The sequence below is a fragment of the Acinetobacter portensis genome, assembly GCF_010646905.1.
Lineage (GTDB): Bacteria > Pseudomonadota > Gammaproteobacteria > Pseudomonadales > Moraxellaceae > Acinetobacter > Acinetobacter portensis.
The window spans coordinates 2,029,908-2,051,833 of record NZ_JAAARQ010000002.1 but is presented as its reverse complement, the minus strand read 5'-3'; the positions used below and the strand labels follow the sequence as shown (position 1 = coordinate 2,051,833).

The window sequence follows — 21,926 nt, the reverse complement described above, 5'->3', positions numbered from 1 at the left end:
ATGCGACTACATATATCTTTTTATTTATTTACTTTCATTTTCTCTGCTTCAAACACCTTGGCTTTTACCCCCTATGAAACCAACTCTGAAATAATGACCGAGCAAACAAATCAAGCTGCTCTTATAGTAAGTGATACAGATGTTTCAAATGAGGATACAGAATATTTAGATTTTTATGCTGGCACTATTCAATATAATAATCATCAATATATTCTCAAACGCTGCACTTTAGGTAGTTATGAATACATACTCTCTTTCAAAAATCTAAAAGATAAAGATCAAATCGATCAATTATTAAAATCGAACTCAAATTTTTGGTTAAATACATTCAGCCACTATAATTCAATTAATGATGAACACCATCTAACAGTTAACGAAATCGAAGCCATCCATAGCAATGAAAGTTGTCATTTTGAAGACTTATTTGACAGTTTTGAAGAAAATCCCGAATTGTTCAATCAACTTAAAGAACTGATTACACCTAATAAAAAAAGAGAGTGAATTACCACTCTCTATTACCAATCAATTCTTCCATTTCAATATCCATATATCCCTCTTCTTGCACCACCATCATCATTGCCTCAGCAATATAATCAGCAGCTGAATCATCTAAAGAGGAATCTAGATCTTCAAACTGAGGCTTCAATTTATTAATTTCAGCCACAGCTTCATTTGCAAAATGGTAAATATCTTTTTCAGAGATATTTGCTTTTGCCACTTTCTTTGCAAATCTAAAAATACACTGTCTAACTTCAGCAGCAAGAACATCGGGATAATATTCATCATCAAACATTGGGAGAAGTAAATCACTTAACATAGCTAAACTCAATTTTTCAGCATTTTAAAAAACCGAGTTTATATACCACAAAGTTATAGCTTTATCCTAATTGTTCTTTTAATTCACCTAAACAAAAAAAAAGAGCAACCACTGTTACCCTTTTAAAATATTATTTTGTTTAAATCATTTTTTAAAAATCAGTTCTAGGCTTGCATCGCTTTCCAAATTATCAATGCCTCACTTGTGGCTTTTACATCATGTACACGCACCATCGATGCACCTTGCTGAACAGAAATTAAATGAGCAGCAACTGATCCCACCGCCCTGCTTTGTGCATCAGCACCACCCAAGGCTTCACCAATAAAGCGCTTACGTGATAATGCTGAAAGTATCGGATATCCCATTTCTGAAAGTTTATAAAATTCATTTAATAGCTGCAGATTTTGCTGTGCATTTTTTGCAAAGCCGAAACCAGGATCAATCATAATATTTTCAGACTTAACTCCTGCATTCAAAGCATCATTTACACGCTGTTGTAATTCAGAAATGACATCCGCAGTGACATTATCGTATTGATCTAAATTATTCATTGTGGTCGGCTCACCACGCATATGCATAATAATGACAGGAATATTTAATGATGCTGCTGTTTCTAATGCATAAGGACGTGTAAGTGCGCGAACATCATTCCAAATATGCGCGCCTGCTTTTACCGCTGCTTTAATAACTTCTGGTGATGAAGTATCAATTGAAATAACCACATTATGTTTTGCAAGTTCTTCAACCACAGGAACAACACGCGCTATTTCGTCTTCTACAACTACTGCTGAAGCACCTGGACGCGTAGATTCACCACCCACATCAATAACTGTTGCACCCTCAGCAATCATCACCAAAGCGCGAGCTACAGCGTCATCTTTACCATTATGTAAGCCACCATCACTAAATGAATCAGGGGTTACATTTAAAATCCCCATCACATGTGGCTGCGATAAATCTAAACTTAAATCACCACATTGCAAAACACGTTTTGGCAAAGAAACAAGCTGCATATTTTCTTCCTAAATCTCATCTCGCATCATTCTAACAATTCTAAATTATGCAATGCTGAATTCTTTTCAAAATAGCAGGAATAAAAAAAGAGCCTCATATGAGACTCTTTTTTAATAAACAACTTAAACTTTTGGTAAAGACTCTAAAGATGGTAATGGTGGAGGTGTTGCTGGACCATCAGTTGGAGTTACATCAACCACAGGGTTATCTGAAACATAAACTTTTGGTGGTTGTGGCTCACGACCTTCCATAATGTCACGGATTTGGTCACGATCAATCGTTTCCCATTCCATAAGCGCTTTCACCATTGCATGTGCGATATCTTTATTACTTTCTAAGATGTCACGTGCAATACGATATTGCTCATCTAGGATACGACGAACTTCACGATCAACCTCTAACTGAGTTGTTTCAGAAATCGTACGACTACCAATGCTTCCCATGAATGATTGCTGAGAGTCATCTTCATAAACCATTACGCCCATTTTATCGGACATACCGTACTTAGTTACCATTGCACGCGCCATTTTTGTTGCACGTTCAAAGTCGTTCGAAGCACCTGTAGACATTTGATTGATGAAAACTTCTTCTGCAATACGACCACCAAAAAGAATAGAAAGTTCATTCAACATCTTATCTTTATAATGGCTTGTTTGATCATGTTCAGGTAACTGCCAAGTTACACCTAAAGCCCAACCACGCGGCATAATTGTTACTTTATGCACTGGGTCTGTACCCGGTAAAATTTCAGCAACAATCGCATGACCTGCTTCATGATAAGCCGTAGCTCGACGTTCTTCTTCACGAATCACCATCGATTTACGTTCTGGCCCCATATAAAGCTTGTCTTTTGCATCTTCAAAGTCGTGCATATCAACGGTGTTCTTATTACGACGTGCAGCAAATAATGCAGCTTCGTTAATAAGGTTAGCCAATTGAGCACCAGAGAAACCAGGTGTACCACGTGCAAGAACCTGAATATCCACGCCCGCAGTTGAAGGTAGTTTCTTCATGTGAACATTTAAAATTTGCTCACGACCTTTAATATCTGGAAGACTCACCACAACTTGACGGTCAAAACGTCCCGGACGAAGCAATGCTTTATCAAGTACATCTGCACGGTTTGTTGCAGCAATAACAATAATACCTTCGTTGCCTTCAAAGCCGTCCATTTCTACAAGCATTTGGTTTAATGTTTGCTCACGCTCATCATTACCACCACCTGTACCTGAACCACGATGACGACCCACTGCATCAATCTCATCAATAAAGATGATACATGGCGCATGACGTTTCGCTTGTTCAAACATGTCGCGCACACGAGATGCACCAACACCCACGAACATTTCTACAAAGTCAGAACCCGAAATACTAAAGAATGGAACTTTTGCTTCACCTGCAATTGCTTTCGCAAGTAAAGTTTTACCCGTACCTGGAGGACCAACCATTAATACGCCTTTAGGAATCATTGCACCTAGACGTTTAAATTTTGTTGGATCTTTTAAGAAATCTACAATTTCAACAACTTCTTGCTTCGCTTCATCACAACCCGCAACATCTGCAAATGTCACTTTAATTTGGTCTTCCGAAAGCATTTTTGCCTTCGATTTACCGAAACTCATCGGGCCGTTCTTACCACCTGCACCGCCACCCATGTTGCGCATAAAGAACATGAATAACAAAATGATTAAAAGTACAGGGAAACTCGCAATAAGAAGCTGCATCAACAAACCTTGACGTTGAGGCGCTGTGCCTTCAACAACAACTTTGTTTTTGATCAAGTTCGGCATCAGTTCAGGGTCTTGAACTGCTGGACGAATACTTTCAAATGATGAACCGTTAACCTTTTCACCATTAATTCTTTCGCCATCAATTGTAACTTGCTTAATTTGACCTGCATTAACCGCAGTCACAAACTCTGAATAGTTCAATGATGTTGGTTTTTCGCTGCCATTAATGTTGCTGAAAATAAGAATCAGCACACCAAGTATAATCAACCACAATACGGCATTCTTGAAAAGATCGCTCAAAGCTTTATTCCCATATCAATCTAATTTGATCATGCCCAATTGGGTGACCTTTTATTTCAAAACGCTGAAAACCAGCTATATAAATCATTAAAAAGGTACAAAATGCACAATTTTTAAGGACTTGGCAAGTAAACTTTACTTAGGCGCTTTTTTAAGCCCTTGTCCAATTAAGAAAACCTCTTTTGAACGAGCTCGCGAAGCAGCAGGTTTCGCTGTTTTTAACACAGTAAAACTATCAACAACCTGTTTACGGAATTCATCAAAACCTGTCCCTTGGAAAACTTTTACCACAAATTGACCTTTAGGTCCCAGTACTTTATTGGCAAAATCTAGAGCAAGTTCACATAAATAAATTTGGCGCGGTTGATCAACAGCCTTATTACCTGATGTATTGGGGGCCATATCCGAAATTACAACGTCTACGGTACGTCCATCTAAAATATTTAACAATTCTTCAAAGACAGCTTCTTCTCGAAAATCGCCTTGTAGGAAGGTAACATCAGGTAATGCATCCATTTCTAAGATATCAGATGCGATCACGATACCTTTGCTACCGACTAATTTACCGGCAATTTGTGACCAACTTCCCGGAGCCGCCCCCAAGTCAACCACAACCATACCTGGTTTAATGAGCTTATATTTTTCTTGCATTTCTAGAAGCTTATAAGCTGCACGAGCGCGATAGCCTTCCTTTTGTGCTTTTTTAACAAAAGGGTCGTCTAAATGCTCTCTCATCCAATCACGACTACTTTTAGATAACTTTTGGTTGGTAATGCGTGTAGCCATAACTCTCTAATAAATTAAATCTTCTTAATATTCATTGTACGTGAAAAAATTCTGTCATGCAGTATACATCTGTATCTAAATATCGGCTTTGGTTTAGATTTTTTCTATTACATAAATCGCTTATTTCGTACAACACAAGATATTGATAATAAAGTTATTTAAATAAAAACAGTAGAATAACACTCTTAACCCAAACCATTTCTAACTGATATTTACGATAAAATACAGCTTAATTTTAAAAATACCGCTTCTGAATTTTTAATATCAAATAAATGTTTATGGATGCTTGAGAATTTACAGCGATTGATTGTGCAATTTGTTATACTAGGGCGTTTTTTAATTTAGGTTATTTTTATGGCGGCTTTATCAATTCAGGAACGTAAGCGTTTACGTCAAATTGGACATGCTTTAAACCCAGTTGTAATGGTGGGTGATAAAGGTTTATCAGAAAGCGTGATTGAAGAGCTAAACCGTGCTTTAAATGATCATGAACTTATTAAAGTTAAAGTAGTTGCTGAAGACCGCGAAGCGCGTTCAGCTTTAATTACAGAACTTGTTGAAGCTTCAGGATCTGAAATTGTACAAACGATTGGTAAAATTGCACTACTTTATAAAAAGGCTGCAAAACAAAACCAAAAGCTTTCTAACCTTGTTCGTCACGCACATTTAGGTAATTAATTTTTAACTTATGGCAAGTTATGACCTGAGTGCTTTTGATCGCCGATTTCAGGCAATCTCCTTAGTTGGTGCAATTGAACAACAAAGCCCCTTTACATTAAATGTTGGCTTTTGGTTACGTGATCCTAATCAGTTTGTTCAATGGCCCGAGCTAGTTACATCAAACCCTCGTGTTGATTTCCTTTGGGAAGACACCTGTTATGAGATTTTTATTGGAGTTAAAGAGGAAGATTTTTATCGTGAAATCAACCTATCTCCTTCTCAAGCATGGCAAGCGTATCAATTCGAAGAATATCGTTATCCAGAGGATATGCCTCCTCAAGTTGCTGATGACATTGAACTGAATCAACTTAAACGCACACATTATGGTTTAAGTGTAAGTTTAGATCTGACTGAATTTATGTTGAAACATAAACTGAAATGGGATGATGTATTTATTGGTTTATCTGCGGTACTTAAAACATCGCAGGGACATCATTATTATGCAATGCAGCATAGTAGCCCAAATGCCGATTTTCATAATAAAAGAGATTGGCTACATCAGTTTTAAAATAAAAAAAGCAAAAGGCATTTACCTTTTGCTTTTTTTATATCTTGACGTTTGGTTTAAGTGCAATACTTTCTCAATTTATAAAACTCATCACACACTCACAGATGCGATATTAGCTTTTAGGTGACTTACTTTTCACTGAACTCTCTTTAGATGTATTTGGAATCACTTTTTTCCAAGCTTCCAAAGTATGTTCTTTTGAACGTTTTAAGGTTTCAGTCAAATGATCTTTATGTTTAAAAGAGATGTGATTGACATCTTCCTTCAATTCTTTCGTTAATTGAGATAAATCATCTAAAACAGTATTGAATTCTGTTTTCACAAAATCTTTAAGATCGATTAAATCTTTTTGTGAAGTTCCAAACTGCTCCTTCAAATCATCCAATTTTTGAATCAGATCTTGTTTCAATTGTCGTAATTGATCTTGCACACCAATATTGAGTTGTTTGGCTTCTTGGCTCAGTTTTTCTTGAGCATCAACCACAATATCAACTGCCTGATCTTTAGCCTCGATTGCTACTTTTTCAATCTTATCAGTACCTTCCAAAATCGTATTTTTTAGCTCAGTTTGTGCAGGTACTTTCTTTTGTCTTGTTGTCATCATATTCCCCTGTTGTTATACATTCTTTATTAAGAGAATATTCCTGTTTGATAAAATTTAAGTTCTGATTTGTCTAACAATTATTATTTGCTTACATTTTTCACTGCACGCTCAAGAAACAAGCTATTACTTAAAATGCAAGTGATTTATATTACTTATTCGCTACAAATTGAATGGACTTTTAGCGCTACTGTCCGTATAATGCCGTGTTAAGTTCAAGCGAGCAGACATAGGAGGGTAGGTTTAAAAAATAGCCTTCCTTTTTTTTCGTCTTCTCGCTTTTTTACAGCCTAAATTTCAGGAGCTTTGGTTTGAGCACCCCAGCAATTTTAGCCCTTGCCGACGGAACTATCTTTAAAGGTACTTCTATTGGCGCATCGGGTAGTACGACTGGTGAAGTCGTTTTTAACACTGCCATGACTGGCTATCAAGAAATTTTGACTGACCCAAGTTACGCACAGCAACTTGTCACTTTAACTTACCCGCATATTGGTAATACTGGTTGCAATGAAGAAGACGCTGAATCAGGTCGAATTCATAAAGTATGGGCAAACGGTTTAATTATTCGTGACCTACCTTTATTGCACAGTAACTTCCGAGCTACACAATCTTTAGGTGAATACTTAGAACAACATAATGTTGTAGCGATTGCAGATATCGACACCCGTAAACTTACACGTATTTTACGTGATAAAGGCGCGCAGAATGGTTGCATCCTTGCTGGCGAAAATATCACGGCAGAAGAAGCTTTAGAAAAAGCTCGTGCATTTGGTGGTTTAAACGGTTTAGATCTTGCAAAAGAGTGCTGTGATCCTGAAGGTTTCGAATGGACTGAAGGTTCTTGGACACTTGGTCAAGGTTTCTCTCAGCCAGAAGCTAAATTCCATGTTGTTGCATACGATTACGGTGTCAAAACCAACATCTTACGTATGCTCGCAGACCGCGGTTGCAAGTTAACTGTTGTACCTGCGCAAACTCCTGCTGCCGATGTGCTTGCACTGAATCCAGATGGCGTATTCTTATCAAACGGTCCTGGCGATCCGGCTGCATGTGACTACGCAATTGAAGCTGTAAAAACAATTGTTGAAGATGCTCGCAACATCCCTGTATTTGGTATTTGCTTGGGTCACCAAATTTTAGCTTTAGCCTCTAGTGCTAAAACTGTAAAAATGCCTCATGGTCATCATGGTGCAAACCATCCTGTTCAGAACATTGAATCTGGCATAGTGATGATTACTTCGCAAAACCATGGCTTCGCTGTAGATGCAGAAACATTACCTGCAAACCTGAAAGCTACGCACAAATCTTTGTTCGACCAAACCCTTCAAGGGATTCATCGTACAGACAAACCTGCGTTCAGTTTCCAAGGTCACCCTGAAGCAAGCCCTGGTCCACATGACTGCGCACCATTGTTCGATCATTTCATCGAACTTATCGAAGCATCTAAGAAGTAATTAAGGAAGCATCATGGCTAAACGTACAGACATTAAAAGCATCTTAATTATTGGTGCTGGTCCAATTGTAATTGGTCAAGCATGTGAGTTTGACTACTCAGGTGCTCAAGCATGTAAAGCGCTTCGTGAAGAAGGTTACCGCGTTATTTTGGTAAACTCTAACCCTGCGACAATCATGACTGACCCAACAATGGCAGACGCAACTTACATCGAGCCAATTACTTGGCAAACTGTTGCAGCGATTATTGAGAAAGAACGCCCAGATGCTGTTCTTCCTACAATGGGTGGTCAAACAGCATTGAACTGTGCCCTTGCTCTTGATGAGCATGGCATTCTTGCAAAATACAATGTTGAATTGATTGGTGCGTCTAAAGAAGCGATTGAAAAAGCTGAAGACCGCAAATTATTCGACCAAGCAATGCGTAAAATTGGTCTTGAATGTCCAAAAGCTGACATTGCAGAGTCAATGGAAGAAGCTTTAGCGATTCAAGCTCGTTTCGGTTTTCCTGTAATCATTCGTCCATCATTCACGATGGGTGGTTCAGGTGGTGGTATCGCGTACAACAAAGAAGAATTCATTGAAATCTGTGAACGCGGTTTCGATCTTTCTCCGACTAAACAATTATTGATCGATGAATCTTTAATTGGTTGGAAAGAGTACGAAATGGAAGTTGTTCGTGACAAAAACGACAACTGTATCATCGTATGTACCATTGAAAACTTCGACCCAATGGGCGTGCACACAGGTGACTCAATCACTGTTGCCCCTGCTCAAACGCTTACAGACAAAGAATTCCAATTACTACGTAATGCATCTTTAGCTGTACTTCGTGAAATTGGTGTAGAAACAGGCGGCTCTAACGTTCAGTTCGGTATTTGCCCGAAAACTGGTCGTATGGTTGTTATTGAGATGAACCCACGTGTATCACGTTCATCTGCTTTAGCATCTAAAGCTACTGGCTTCCCTATTGCGAAAATTGCTGCGAAATTGGCTGTTGGTTACACGCTTGATGAGTTGAAAAATGACATCACAGGCGGTACAACACCTGCATCATTCGAACCTGCAATTGACTATGTAGTAACTAAGATTCCTCGTTTCAACTTCGAGAAATTCCCACAAGCTGACGCAACTTTGACTACACAGATGAAATCTGTGGGTGAAGTAATGGCCATTGGTCGTAACTTCCAAGAGTCTATGCAAAAAGCACTTCGTGGTCTTGAAGTGGGTGTTTGTGGCTTCGATGAAAAACTTGAAGTAGGCACTGAAGGTGCAAAAGAAAAAATTCTTCAAGAACTTAAAGTTCCAGGTCCTGAGCGTATTTGGTTCGTAGGCGATGCATTCCGTCATGGTTTCACTTTAGACGAAGTATTTGCTGCAACCAACATCGACAAATGGTTCTTGATTCAAATTGAAGACATCATCAAAACTGAAGCTCAAATTAAGACTTTAGGTTTTGGCGATTTAAACGCTGACAATATCCGTTCGTTCAAACGTAAAGGTTTATCTGACCTTCGCATTGCGAACTTAATGGGTATTTCACAAAAACAATTCCGTAAACATCGTTGGAACTTGGGCGTAACCCCTGTTTACAAACGTGTAGATACATGTGCAGCAGAATTCGAATCTGATACAGCTTACATGTACTCTACTTACGATGAAGAATGTGAAGCAAATCCGTCTACTAAAGACAAGATCATGGTGATCGGTGGCGGTCCTAACCGTATTGGTCAAGGGATCGAGTTCGATTACTGCTGTGTACACGCTGCATTAGCAATGCGTGAAGATGGCTACGAAACAATCATGGTCAACTGTAACCCTGAAACTGTTTCTACAGACTATGACACATCAGATCGTTTGTACTTCGAACCAATTACTTTGGAAGATGTGCTTGAAATCGTACGTATCGAGAAGCCAAAAGGCATTATCGTTCAGTACGGTGGTCAAACACCTTTGAAATTGGCTCGTGCTTTAGAAGAAGCTGGTGCGCCAATTATCGGTACATCACCTGATGCAATTGACCGTGCAGAAGACCGTGAACGTTTCCAACAAATGATTCAACGTCTACAACTTCGTCAACCAAACAACAGCATTGTAAAATCTGCTGAAGAAGGTATGGCTGAAGCATCTAAAGTAGGCTACCCACTTGTAGTACGTCCTTCGTATGTACTTGGTGGACGTGCGATGGAAATCGTATACAACGATGACGAACTTAAACGCTACTTACGTGATGCTGTTCAAGCATCTAACGAAGCGCCTGTTCTTCTTGACCGTTTCTTAGATGACGCAATTGAAGTTGACGTAGACTGCGTATCTGACGGTAAAGACGTTGTGATTGGCGGTATTATGCAACACATCGAACAAGCTGGTATTCACTCAGGTGACTCTGCATGTTCTATTCCTCCTTACTCTTTATCTAAAGATGTTCAGGACGAAATGCGTCGTCAAACAATTGCTATGGCAAAAGAGCTTGGTGTAATTGGTTTAATGAACGTACAGTTTGCAGTTAAAGGCAATGACGTTTATATTCTTGAAGTGAATCCACGTGCATCTCGTACTGTTCCATTCGTATCGAAATGTATTGGCGAATCTTTAGCGAAAGTTGCTGCACGTTGTATGGCGGGTCAATCTCTTGTGTCACAAGGTTTCACAACAGAGATTATTCCAACTTACTTCTCTGTAAAAGAAGCAGTCTTCCCATTCAACAAGTTCCCTGGTGTTGACCCTATTCTTGGCCCTGAAATGAAATCTACAGGCGAAGTAATGGGTGTTGGTAAAACTTTTGGTGAAGCGTTCTATAAAGCTGTTTTAGGTGCAAATGAACGTTTACCTGGCTTACCAACCGAAGGTGAAGTGAAGCATGCATTCATCTCTGTACGTGAATCAGATAAACCACGTGCAGTTGCAATTGCAAAACAACTGATCGATTTAGGCTTCAAGATTCTTGCGACCGGTGGTACATTTAAGGTAATCAGCGAAGCTGGTCTTGAGTGTGAACGCGTGAACAAGGTTACTGAAGGTCGTCCTAACATTGTGGACCGTATTAAAAACGGCGAAATCCACCTTGTGATTAATACGGTTGAAGGTAAACAGGCTCAAGAAGATTCATTCTCGATCCGTCGTTCAGCACTTCAAGGTAAGGTGTATAACACTACAACTTTGAATGGTGCAGAAGCTGTTTGCCAAGCTTTAGCTATCCAATTACCAATGGATGTTTACCGCTTGCAAGACCTTACTAAAGGTTAATTAAGTTACCAAGAAGTCCCGCTACCTCTTGGTGGCGGGCTTTTTTTCATTTGTAAATCAATATTTTTTTATTGATTTAATTTCTCTTACAAACTAGAGGGACAACAATGCAACGTTATCCTATGACTCCCGAAGGCAAAATTGCCCTAGAGAAAGAATTACAGCAACTTAAAAGTGTTGATCGTCCACGTATTATTGCAGCAATTGCTGAAGCGCGTGAACATGGGGATTTGAAAGAAAACGCTGAATATCATGCTGCTCGTGAGCAACAAGGTTTCTGTGAAGGTCGAATTCAAGACATCGAAGGCAAATTAGGCGCAGTTCAAGAAATTGATGTTAAATCGCTTGAACAAAATGGTCGTGTTGTTTTTGGTGTGACCGTGACTATTGAAAACTTAGATACTGAAGAGCAAAAAACTTACAAAATTGTAGGTGATGATGAAGCTGACTTCAAAATTAATAAGATTTCTGTCAACTCTCCAATTGCACGTGGTCTTCTAGGTAAAAGTGAAGGCGATGACGCTAAAATCACGACACCTCAAGGTGAAGTTGAATACGAAATTGTAAAAGTTGAATATCTTTAATTCATAAAGATTTCATCTTAAAGCCCCTCTTTTGAGGGGTTTTTATTTGTATAAATAAAAAATAAATCATCTTGTATTCTGCATATCTACACGCTTATGCTTAAATGAATTTGCTCTTTGTTTACATTATTATGCAACTTATTTGGTTCCGACAAGATTTACGTATTCACGATCATGCAGCACTGTGGCATGCGAGCCAAGCGGGTTCATGTATTGCGCTTGTTGTTTTATCACCAAAGCAATGGCAATTGCATGATGATGCTGTTATTAAAATTGATTTTTATCTTAGACAATTACAAGAACTCAAAACGAAGCTCAATAGTAAAAATATTCCGCTCATTGTACTGAATATTGATCTTTGGTCAGATCTGCCACAACATATTTTAAAACTCTGTCAGCAACATCAAATTCAATCATTACATGCCAATATTGAACTTGGAGTAAATGAACTTAAACGTGATGCTGAAATTCAACATCTGCTAGAAAAAAATAAAATTGATTTTGAGCTTTATCATGATCGAACTATTTTTCCTGTTGGCAGCATTCGTAATAAAAGTGATCAACCCTATCAAGTTTTTGGCGCATTTAAAAAACAATGTTATGAGAAGCTCAGTATAAGTTTGCCTGCGTGTTATCCACCTATTGAGGCTCAAAACCCAATTTCACAGCATGAAGATTTTGAACAACCAATTTCCAGTCTTTCCGAGTTTTATCCAAATCGGCATATCTCTCATGATTTACAACAAATTTGGCACGTGAGCGAAGCATCTGCATGGCAACTTTTAGATGATTTTATTCATGATCATGTACAGTATTATCAGCAAGAACGAGATTTCCCTGCTTTAAATAGCACAAGCAAACTTGCCGCTTATTTAAATATTGGAATATTGTCTATCCGCCAGTGTTTACACGCCTTATTTCGCCATAGTCATGGCTATATGGAATTTGAAAATGATGGTCAACAAATTTGGTTAGATGAACTGCTTTGGCGTGAATTTTATCAGCATATTTTGTTCGACCACCCGCGTGTATCTAAGCACCTACCTTTTAAATTAAATACGCAAAAGTTGATTTGGCGTGATGCAACTCATGATTTAGTGGCTTGGCAAAATGGACAAACAGGCATTCCAATTGTAGATGCAGGCATGCGTCAACTGCTTGCAACAGGTTGGATGCATAATCGAGTTCGTATGATTTGTGCGATGTTTCTCACTAAAAATTTGCTCATAGATTGGCGTTTAGGTGAAGCATGGTTTATGCAGCATTTAATTGATGGTGATTTGGCTGCCAATAATGGTGGCTGGCAATGGTGTGCATCTACAGGAACAGATTCTGCACCCTATTTCCGTATTTTTAATCCTGTCAGCCAATCGCAAAAGTTTGATGCCAATGGCGATTATATTCGTCAATGGGTGCCTGAACTTTCACATTTAGATGCGAAACACATTCATGAACCTTATGCGAAAAATCCACAATTAGAATTGAACTACCCAAAACCTATTGTCGATTTAAAAAGCAGTCGTATTCGTGCCATTGATGCCTTTAAGTATTTGGCTTAAGTTCGGCTATAATGACTTTACACTCGTTCTTTGATTGTTCTTATGGCTGAGCCTTTAATCAATTCCCCTGTTAAGCATTGGTGCGAATTCGAATTTATTTCCAAAACTGTGAAAAATCCGAATATTCACATAAAGGGAAACTATTCTTATTATTCTGCCTATTGGGATCAGGGTTTTGAGCGTTGTGTTGTGCGTTATTTGCATGATAAGCCTTCTACACCTGATAAGCCGATTGATCAGCTTTATATTGGTAATTTCGTGTGTTTTGGGGCGGAATGCGTGATTATGATGGGCGGTAATCAGTTGCATCGTACAGATTGGATTTCGGCTTTTCCTTTTGACACACGTAGTTTTGTACCTGCAGGCGATACTGTTATTGGCGATGGGTGTTGGATTGGTTCTCGTGCCATGATTATGCAGGGTGTGAAGCTTGGCGAAGGTGCCGTGGTTGCAACAGGTGCTGTGGTAACGAAAGATGTACCACCTTATGCGGTTGTGGGTGGTGTACCTGCAAAAATAATTAAGTATCGTTTTCCTGAAGAAGATATAGAAAAACTGCTTTCTCTAAAGTTATATGATTTAGATGAGAAGCAGTTTTTAAAGATGCGTGAGCAATTGCAAACGGATGATGTGAGCCAACTACTACTTCATATCCATCAATTCAAATAATTTTTAATAAATTTCCTTTTTAATACAGTGTCTGTTCACCATAGACATGACGATCTAAACTTATGTTTTGGAAAGAATCCTTTTTCAAGTGTAGAGTTATTTTTTGCATTTGTAGCTTATCTACAGCATCTGTATAATTTATAATAATTATTAATTCACAGCTATTCGATGAATCAAAAAAAGGTTCATTTGATATATTAAAAGAAACTACACCCCCTTCAGAACTATCTCTTAAAATATTCATATTTCGATGTTTTAAAATCTTATAAGCTGAGCCCTCTTCATAAGCGTATGTAAAGAATATATTTCTACATATAGTTCTACTATTAGAAATCTTAAACATTACCAACAAACTATCAAAAGTATCATTTTCACATTCACAACAAACTTCTAAATCAGAAAAGTGAAAAAATGGTTGCAACTGTTTTTTTAGATAAAATTTATCAAAATTATTTTTTTCATTATTAATTTTAATTTGCTTTTCAGTAGTTTTAAGTAATTTTTTCTGCTCATCAACTTGGAGATTTAAAGCCCTTGTTGATTGTTTTAACTCAGCTACCTGAATCCTCAAAGCTTCGGAATTCTGCTTCAAACCTCGCCCTTGTTGATAAAATCCAAAAACGAGCCAAAGAAATGCTAAGGGTGCAAAAGCACCTGCAAAAAAATCTCCTATTTCATTAAGCTTATCTGGAAAAGCTTTACCTTTACAAAGATAGCAAATAAAAATTAACCATAAAATAGTAATTCCCCACAATAAAATAGTTCCCATTTTAGAACTAAAACATTTTCTAAATTTATTCACCATTTTTAATTCATTTTCATAAAGTACATCATATTAATATACTTAAAATTTTCATAAACATAAGCGCAATTTATTAATTTTTAAAACAATAAATTCAATACCAAAATTTAAATTCACCCACCTCCAAAATTAAACAGTCGCTTACACTTTAATTTTTTTTGCCATTGCCCAATTACTGTAAATATTTATTAATTAATACATTAAGTTAGCGATATTTCACCAAGCATTTTACTAGGTTTTAATCTTTTTAAAATCAATATATTATGATTACAAGAACAGATGAAAACCACATAATTTTATGGTTGTATTATTTAGAAAAAAGGAGAAATAAAATGTCTTTTAACAATATTTTAGTACCTGTAGATGGTTCAGAAACTTCATATGCTGCAATTGAAAAAGCAGCCGACCTAGCAAAAGCATTCAACAGTAAAGTGACTGTTGTTCAGGTGCTTACTTTAGATCCTTATATCGCTGCGGAATACATTTCTGCATCTCACACAAACGAACTCATTGAACGTGCTCGTAAATCACTTCTTAAAACACTCGAAGAAGCAAAAGCAAAATTTGCTGAATATGGCGTAACTGTTGAAACTCAACTTCTAGAAGGACAAGTCATTCAACGTGAAATTGTAAAAGCTGCCGAAGCTGCCAATGCAGACTTAATTGTGATTGGTTCACATGGTCGCACAGGCTTCAAAAAATTAGTTTTAGGTAGCGTTGCACAAAGCGTACTTGCAGAAGGAACAGTTCCTGTTCTTATTGTTCGCAAGTAATTTTCAAATCAAAAAAAAGCTTCTTATTTAAGAAGCTTTTTTTATTCATGGATTCCATTGATACCGTTTTAAATTTACCCTGCCATCTATAACCACAACACCTTCCGATTGTAATTTAATAGCTTGAATATTTTCACCAAAGCCATCTTCCTTACTTAGGCTAATTTTTCCTTGTGAGTTAATTACTCTATGCCAAGGTACAACGCTATCATCAGCCATATTTTTTAAAGCAAAACCAACATGACGTGCATGCTTAGGCAAACCTGCAAGTTTTGCAATTTGCCCATACGTTGCGACTTTTCCTTGAGGAATTAACTGAATAATGCCATAAAATTCGCGCACATAATCTTGCATTGCTTTTAGAAATTACCCGGACTTTCTAGTCGCTTAACTTCTTGTAATTTATCTGGATGATGAAGTTTTGCCACACCATCATCCGTTTTTTGATCGACAATTGAATCAGTTCTATGCACGCTAATGATTTCATTACCTTGCTCATCTTCCTCAACAATATATTGAAATCCTTTTTTATTCATTTTATGGCACATACGCTGATACCAACCTTTGAAGCCAGTTTTTTCTTCATTCGGATTGTAATAAAAGGCATTCATTACCGCAGGCAAACCTAAGCCACAAACCAAACCAGACAACAATACAGAAATGAAGGTATAGCCAATTAAAATACTACTATATTCACTTAACTCTGGAATGTTCGCTACCGCCAAAATTAAGGCAAGTGAAATACCACCACGTACCCCACCCCAAGACAAAATCGCTAAACTACCGTTATAACTTTTATGTCTGAAGCTTGGGAAAAATGCAAATGATAAAAAGTTAGCGGCAAAACGTGAAGCATGTAGAATAATAAAGGCAACAATACCACCCAAAATTAAGCTAATACTTAAATCTAAAATGAAAAGTTCTAAACCAATTAAGGTAAATAAGAACGAGTTAATAATGCCTTCAACCGTATGCCAAAAATGGTTTACTTCACGAATTTCTCTTTCTTGAAGAATCTCTTTCCACTTATTCCCTACAACCAAACCACCAATTACGCAGGCAATAGGCGCAGAAGCATGGGCGAACAAAGCAACCAAATACGAACCACATGCCAATAATGCTGTGGTTAAAATAAGTGATTCCATTTCGTGCTTACCACGTAATAAACGCAATATCGCTAAACCAAAACCCCAACCAATAATCACAGCAACAACAATTTCGTAAAGCAGCGTTTCCAATACACCAATCAGCGTAAAATGCTCACCTTGCAATACATTCAATAAGGTCATAAACAATGCAATACACATTGCATCATTAAATAAAGATTCACCTTCAAGCTTCACAATAAGATGATGTGGTGCACGAACCGAACTTAATACACCCTTAATACCAATCGGATCCGTTGCTCCAAGTGCAGCACCTAAGAGTAAAAGCACCAACAAATCGACATGATTACCGACTAAAATTTGGTAACCATAAAGCAAAACCCCCACAAATACCGCACATAAAACTAAGGCAATACTGGCAAGAATAGTAATGGGTTTCCAATAACTTTTTAAATCTGACACCTTAAATTTAAGTGCCGATGAGGTCAAAATAAAACAAATAACGCCATTAATTAAAAAGTCATAGAAGTCGATATGTCTAACAGCATTTTCAATATTATGAATATTAATGGTAATAAATTCATTACCACTTAAAAGGCTTGCACCCCATTGTAAAATAAAGACAAAAATTGCAGAGACTAAGGGAACACCTATGGCTTGAGGGAAACCCAATACTCGTTTATTAAAAATTGTAGTTGCAATTGAAAGTGCAAAAATTACCGTAAAAACTTGGAGGAAAAAATAATTACCCATCAGTATTCCATATGCTGCAACCGAAAGTGCCCTTAACATTTCCACATAAAATAGGAGAAATTTAAGGATTTATTATTTGAATAGTGTACCGTTTTTTCAAAGTTTCACTCGAATTCAGTAAACTTTTTTAACATAATTTTTTACATTTAAAATGAATTCATTTTAAATGTAAAAAAGGGAGTGATCTCCCTTCTATACATGTGCTTAAACTCTATATTTAGACTTTATATATTTTGATTAAAAGTGTCGCAATCATTGATGTTTCCACTTTTTAAACCTGTTTGAAACCACTTCATTCGCTGTGCGCTTGTACCATGTGTAAAGCTATCTGGTACAACCTGACCCGTTGCACTTTTTTGTAGATAATCATCACCAATTTTATGTGCAGCATCCATCGCTTCTTCAATATCACCTTGCTCTAAAAATTGTGTACGTTGTTGAGTATGAAATGCCCAAATACCCGACAAACAATCTGCTTGTAACTCTTGACGTACAGAAAGCTGATTGCCTTGTGTTTTTGATGCTTGAGAGCGTGCTTTATGCACTTGATCTGAAATACCCAACAAGGTTTGAATATGATGCCCTACTTCATGTGCAACAACGTAAGCTTGGGCAAAATCGCCTGCTTGATCCTGACGAGATAATTCAGTTTGATTTTGCTCACCTGAAATACCCATTTGAGTTTTCATATCTTTAAAGAAAGATGTATCAATATAAACTTTTCGATCGCTTGGACAATAAAATGGTCCCATCGCAGCTTGTGCAGTACCACAACCTGAATTCACAACGCCATTAAACATGACCAGTTTAGGTGGTTGATATTGTGCATTTAGTTGCTCACGGAATACTTGCGTCCACGTATCTTCCGTATCTGCTAAAACAGTTCCGACAAAATCAATAGCTTCTTGTTGATCTGGCGTTGGGTTGCTTAAACCACTCGTTTCAGCAGGTTGCACTTGGGCTGTAACTTGTTTAGTTGCCTGATAAGCTTGCTGAGGATCTACCCCAAAAAACTTCCATGCAACAAAAGCCACAACCAAACCTACAATACTAATTCCACCTGCTTTACCCGCACCACCACCACGGCGATCTTCAATATTATTACTTACACGACGACCTTTCCAACGCATAGTCATTATCCTTATTGTGCATATGCTGTATATATGCTTTATTTTAGCGATCTTTAATTACTTATACTTCAATTATTTATGCTTGTTTAGTCTTTGAAAAAACTTTGTGTCCTAAAGATATAACAATCAACACGATTAAACCTGCAACAAAACCTGTGACTAAATTAATCATTGTTGGTGTCAATGCTCCCACAATACTTCCAATATTTGGAATCAACTCAATATGATCTACTGCATCTTCAGTCCAATGATGAAATAGTGGAATAGCATGGTTGATAATGCCACCGCCCACCAAAAACATTGCAATTGTTCCGACAATTGTGAGTGTTTTCATCAATTTTGGGGCAAAAGCGAGCAAAGCTCGACCAATACTTTGTTTTATTGAAGATGCTTGATCTACCAAATACAAACCTAAATCATCAATTTTCACAATCATCGCGACAAAACCATAAACCCCAACAGTCATGACGATTGCAATAACAGCCAATACACTCAACTGTGTCATAAAGGCTGCTGTGGCAACTGTTCCAAGTGAAATCACCACTATTTCAGCAGATAAAATAAAATCGGTACGAATTGCACCTTTTATTTTATCTTTTTCAAATGCAGCTAAATCGATGTCTTCAATATTTTCATGTTCTGTGAGGTTTTCTTCATGACTTTCTGCATGATTTTTTTTCTTATGTAAAGAATGTAAAACTTTTTCAACGCCTTCGTAGCAAAGAAACAAACCACCAATCATTAACAGCGGGTTAATAAGCCAAGGTGCAACCACACTAATTAATAAAGCAAGTGGAACTAAAATAAGCTTATTTACAAAGGAACCTTTCGCAACTGCCCATACCACAGGAAGCTCACGATCGGCTTTTACACCACTAACTTGTTGTGCATTCAAAGCCAAATCATCACCAAGGACGCCTGCTGTTTTTTTTGCTGCCATCTTACTCATGACTGCAACATCATCAAGTACAGTAGCAATGTCATCTAATAATAGTAATAAGCTGCTCGCCATTTTTTATTCCACGCATTTTTTTATTTATTCTATCTTTAATATATCGCCTTAAAAAGAAAAACATCAGATTGTTTAAAAGCCTATTTATTTTCAAAAGGATCTTTCAACCGTGCTTTATTTATCTGTTATGTTAATTTGCCCATAAATTATGTAATTGAGTAAATATAAGTTCTTATTAAATATCATTCATATTCATTAAATACTAAGATTTTTCAAATTCAGTATTTATTCTTGCTGACATTAAAAAAAAAATTACCGTACAATATCTGCATTCTTTGTATATATGAGTAGCGCTGGCTACTGTTCTGGAATTCATAATGAGTAATCAAGATAATCGTCCAGTGATTTTGACTGGCGACCGCCCTACAGGCCAACTTCACTTAGGTCACTTTGTAGGTTCTTTGCGTTCACGCGTGGGTTTACAAGATTCACATCATCAGCATCTTTTATTAGCTGATGCTCAAGCATTTACAGATAATGCTGACAACTTCGAAAAAGTACGTCGTAATATTATTGAAGTAGCAACAGACTACTTAGCTGTAGGCATCGACCCAACAAAAACAACAATTTGTGTTCAATCGGGCTTACCTGCTTTAAACGAACTCACTATGTTGTATTTAAACTTTGTGACCGTATCTCGTTTAGAACGTAATCCAACCATTAAGTCTGAAATTCAGATGCGTGGATTTGAACGTGATATTCCTGCAGGCTTCTTATGTTATCCAGTTGCTCAAGCAGCCGATATCACAGCATTTAAAGCAACGGTTGTACCTGTTGGCGAAGACCAAATTCCAATGATTGAACAAACCAATGAAATTGTTCGTCGTTTGAACCGTCAAATTGGTCAAGAATTACTTCCTGAATGCAAAGCATTACTTTCAAATGTTGGACGTTTACCTGGCTTCGATGGCAAAGCAAAAATGTCTAAATCTTTAGGCAATACCATTGTGCTTGATGCTTCTGATAAAGACATTAAGAAAGCCGTTAATGCAATGTACACCGATCCAAACCACTTACGTGTTGAAGATCCTGGTCAAGTCGAAGGCAATATCGTATTCACTTACTTAGATGCTTTCGATCCAAACAAAGAAGAAGTTGAAGAACTTAAAGCACATTATCGTCGTGGTGGTTTAGGCGATGGTACGGTGAAAAAACGCCTTGAAGGTGTACTTAAAGAATTAATTACACCTATTCGTGAACGTCGTATGGAACTTGCAAAAGATCCTGACTACATCATGGATATCTTAAAAGCAGGCACAGAAAAATGCCGTGATATTACTCAACAAACCTTAGATGAAGTTAAGTCTGGTTTGGGTGTTTTTCACTTCTAAGATAGACATCAATTTTACGATACAAAAAAGCTCATCTTTGAGCTTTTTTGCTTTTAATACATTGTGATAAATAGATCACCAAAAACAACACTAATTACATGCTTTAACACTAGATCAACAATAGACTAAAAGACCCAATTCAATTTCTCTATTATTATTACTTCATAGAAATTAATCTTATATGTTTAATTTCACTAGTTACCCCCGAACCTGTGTAAACAGTTTCGATTTTCTGCGCAACAGTCACCCCAATTGTTGCGCATTTTTTTGCCTAAAATTTAGTGAAAACGTGATATAATTTACACAATAATTATTTATATTTATTAATTTTCAAAAACTTACAACCAACCCAAATAAACTAGAGAAATTAAATTATGTGGGAACTACTCACACATCCTTCCAACATTATTTTTAGCATTAGTCTTTGTTTACTTTTCCTACTTGGCACACTCGAAATCATTCTGATGATATTTGGTGGCGGTTCACAAGGTTTCCTCGATCAATTTTTACCAGAAGAATTAAGTACTTCCAAAGATGTTGATGTACATATTGATGGGGAAGCGAATCTTTTTAATTTAATTCTAGATTGGCTATATATCGGAAGAATCCCCCTTTTGGTCTGGTTCATTGTATTTCTTACAGGATACGGCTTAACAGGTTTTATCGTTCAATCTATTTTCCATCAATTTACACAGCATTTTATTAATGTATGGATTATCTCCCCTACCTGCCTAGTTCTTACTATGCCAATTGTGCGTTATAGCTCAATGATCATTTCAAAAATTTTACCTCAAGATGAAACAACAGCAATATATAGTCATGAATTGATTGGACGATCTGCCACAATTATTTTAGGCAAAGCTCAAATCAATTCGCCTGCCGAAGCCAAAGTGATAGATCAACATTCACAAACGCATTATGTATTAGTCGAACCTGAATCAGATGAAACGTTTAATCAGGGTGAAACTGTACTTTTAACTGAAAAAACAACTCTAGGCTTTAAAGCAATAAAGAGCTAAATCGAATACAACTA

Annotated in this window: 21 protein-coding genes; 11 read left to right on the top strand and 10 right to left on the bottom strand. The window is 37.1% G+C overall.

The genetic code is table 11. The features are described from left to right. Nucleotides 1-93 precede the first annotated feature (93 nt). Nucleotides 94-501 carry a hypothetical protein gene (locus GTK57_RS09740; protein WP_163123136.1) on the top strand — a complete coding sequence of 136 codons (408 nt, stop codon included), beginning with the start codon at nucleotides 94-96 and terminating at the stop codon, nucleotides 499-501. A 1-nt stretch (nucleotide 502) separates the two neighbouring features. On the opposite strand, the gene GTK57_RS09735 is transcribed toward GTK57_RS09740, so the two are convergent. The 4 genes from GTK57_RS09735 to rlmE form a co-directional block, all read right to left on the bottom strand. Continuing rightward, complete coding sequence (locus GTK57_RS09735) at nucleotides 503-817, bottom strand: DUF5713 family protein (protein ID WP_163123133.1); 315 nt, start codon at nucleotides 815-817, stop codon at nucleotides 503-505. Between the two features lie 164 nt (nucleotides 818-981). Further along, nucleotides 982-1,830 carry a dihydropteroate synthase gene (gene folP / locus GTK57_RS09730; protein ID WP_163123129.1) on the bottom strand — a complete coding sequence of 283 codons (849 nt, stop codon included), beginning with the start codon at nucleotides 1,828-1,830 and terminating at the stop codon, nucleotides 982-984. Between the two features lie 123 nt (nucleotides 1,831-1,953). Next, on the bottom strand, nucleotides 1,954-3,861 hold the full coding sequence (ftsH, locus tag GTK57_RS09725) for an ATP-dependent zinc metalloprotease FtsH (RefSeq protein WP_163123126.1): 1,908 nt from the start codon (nucleotides 3,859-3,861) through the stop codon (nucleotides 1,954-1,956). A 135-nt stretch (nucleotides 3,862-3,996) separates the two neighbouring features. Further along, entirely contained in the window at nucleotides 3,997-4,647 is a 651-nt protein-coding gene (gene rlmE, locus GTK57_RS09720; RefSeq protein WP_152874339.1) for a 23S rRNA (uridine(2552)-2'-O)-methyltransferase RlmE, read from the bottom strand. 354 nt (nucleotides 4,648-5,001) lie between these two features. Between rlmE and yhbY the strand changes: the two genes are divergently transcribed. Next, nucleotides 5,002-5,325 (top strand): ribosome assembly RNA-binding protein YhbY, encoded by a 324-nt coding sequence (yhbY, locus tag GTK57_RS09715; protein WP_152874338.1) that lies wholly within the window; start codon nucleotides 5,002-5,004, stop codon nucleotides 5,323-5,325. A 10-nt stretch (nucleotides 5,326-5,335) separates the two neighbouring features. Continuing rightward, nucleotides 5,336-5,875: a DOMON-like domain-containing protein gene (locus GTK57_RS09710; protein ID WP_152874337.1), complete on the top strand. Its 540-nt coding sequence runs from the start codon at nucleotides 5,336-5,338 to the stop codon at nucleotides 5,873-5,875. A gap of 112 nt (nucleotides 5,876-5,987) precedes the next feature. On the opposite strand, the gene GTK57_RS09705 is transcribed toward GTK57_RS09710, so the two are convergent. After that, the gene (locus tag GTK57_RS09705) at nucleotides 5,988-6,476 is read right to left on the bottom strand and encodes a hypothetical protein (RefSeq protein ID WP_152874336.1); all 489 of its coding nucleotides are present in this window, start codon (nucleotides 6,474-6,476) and stop codon (nucleotides 5,988-5,990) included. Between the two features lie 311 nt (nucleotides 6,477-6,787). Between GTK57_RS09705 and carA the strand changes: the two genes are divergently transcribed. The 5 genes from carA (at nucleotide 6,788) to GTK57_RS09680 (ending at nucleotide 13,986) form a co-directional block, all read left to right on the top strand. Further along, on the top strand, nucleotides 6,788-7,930 hold the full coding sequence (carA, locus tag GTK57_RS09700) for a glutamine-hydrolyzing carbamoyl-phosphate synthase small subunit (RefSeq protein ID WP_163123123.1): 1,143 nt from the start codon (nucleotides 6,788-6,790) through the stop codon (nucleotides 7,928-7,930). Nucleotides 7,931-7,943: 13 nt separating this feature from the next. Beyond that, nucleotides 7,944-11,174: a carbamoyl-phosphate synthase large subunit gene (carB, locus tag GTK57_RS09695; protein WP_163123120.1), complete on the top strand. Its 3,231-nt coding sequence runs from the start codon at nucleotides 7,944-7,946 to the stop codon at nucleotides 11,172-11,174. 107 nt (nucleotides 11,175-11,281) lie between these two features. After that, nucleotides 11,282-11,758 carry a transcription elongation factor GreA gene (gene greA / locus GTK57_RS09690; protein ID WP_152874333.1) on the top strand — a complete coding sequence of 159 codons (477 nt, stop codon included), beginning with the start codon at nucleotides 11,282-11,284 and terminating at the stop codon, nucleotides 11,756-11,758. Between the two features lie 131 nt (nucleotides 11,759-11,889). Continuing rightward, on the top strand, nucleotides 11,890-13,317 hold the full coding sequence (locus GTK57_RS09685) for a cryptochrome/photolyase family protein (RefSeq protein ID WP_163124695.1): 1,428 nt from the start codon (nucleotides 11,890-11,892) through the stop codon (nucleotides 13,315-13,317). Between the two features lie 42 nt (nucleotides 13,318-13,359). After that, complete coding sequence (locus GTK57_RS09680) at nucleotides 13,360-13,986, top strand: CatB-related O-acetyltransferase (RefSeq protein WP_163123117.1); 627 nt, start codon at nucleotides 13,360-13,362, stop codon at nucleotides 13,984-13,986. 19 nt (nucleotides 13,987-14,005) lie between these two features. Here the strand turns inward: GTK57_RS09680 and GTK57_RS09675 are convergent, their stop codons facing one another. Then, nucleotides 14,006-14,791, bottom strand: a complete 786-nt coding sequence (locus GTK57_RS09675; RefSeq protein WP_163123114.1) for a hypothetical protein — start codon at nucleotides 14,789-14,791, stop codon at nucleotides 14,006-14,008. 329 nt (nucleotides 14,792-15,120) lie between these two features. Between GTK57_RS09675 and GTK57_RS09670 the strand changes: the two genes are divergently transcribed. Further along, nucleotides 15,121-15,561 (top strand): universal stress protein, encoded by a 441-nt coding sequence (locus GTK57_RS09670; RefSeq protein WP_163123111.1) that lies wholly within the window; start codon nucleotides 15,121-15,123, stop codon nucleotides 15,559-15,561. A gap of 45 nt (nucleotides 15,562-15,606) precedes the next feature. Here the strand turns inward: GTK57_RS09670 and GTK57_RS09665 are convergent, their stop codons facing one another. The 4 genes from GTK57_RS09665 to GTK57_RS09650 all read right to left on the bottom strand — a co-directional run bounded on the left by GTK57_RS09665 (nucleotide 15,607) and on the right by GTK57_RS09650 (nucleotide 19,562). After that, nucleotides 15,607-15,915: an MGMT family protein gene (locus tag GTK57_RS09665; RefSeq protein WP_163123109.1), complete on the bottom strand. Its 309-nt coding sequence runs from the start codon at nucleotides 15,913-15,915 to the stop codon at nucleotides 15,607-15,609. A gap of 5 nt (nucleotides 15,916-15,920) precedes the next feature. Next, a complete protein-coding gene (locus GTK57_RS09660; RefSeq protein WP_152874325.1) occupies nucleotides 15,921-17,420 on the bottom strand; it encodes a cation:proton antiporter in 1,500 nt (499 codons plus the stop codon). A 224-nt stretch (nucleotides 17,421-17,644) separates the two neighbouring features. Next, on the bottom strand, nucleotides 17,645-18,550 hold the full coding sequence (ypfJ, locus tag GTK57_RS09655; RefSeq protein ID WP_152874324.1) for a KPN_02809 family neutral zinc metallopeptidase: 906 nt from the start codon (nucleotides 18,548-18,550) through the stop codon (nucleotides 17,645-17,647). Nucleotides 18,551-18,626: 76 nt separating this feature from the next. After that, nucleotides 18,627-19,562, bottom strand: a complete 936-nt coding sequence (locus tag GTK57_RS09650; protein ID WP_163123106.1) for a DUF808 domain-containing protein — start codon at nucleotides 19,560-19,562, stop codon at nucleotides 18,627-18,629. A 317-nt stretch (nucleotides 19,563-19,879) separates the two neighbouring features. Here GTK57_RS09650 and trpS point away from each other — a divergent pair, with 317 nt between their 5' ends. Next, complete coding sequence (trpS, locus tag GTK57_RS09645; RefSeq protein ID WP_152874322.1) at nucleotides 19,880-20,893, top strand: tryptophan--tRNA ligase; 1,014 nt, start codon at nucleotides 19,880-19,882, stop codon at nucleotides 20,891-20,893. 374 nt (nucleotides 20,894-21,267) lie between these two features. Then, complete coding sequence (locus GTK57_RS09640; protein WP_163123103.1) at nucleotides 21,268-21,912, top strand: YqiJ family protein; 645 nt, start codon at nucleotides 21,268-21,270, stop codon at nucleotides 21,910-21,912. Nucleotides 21,913-21,926 lie beyond the last annotated feature (14 nt).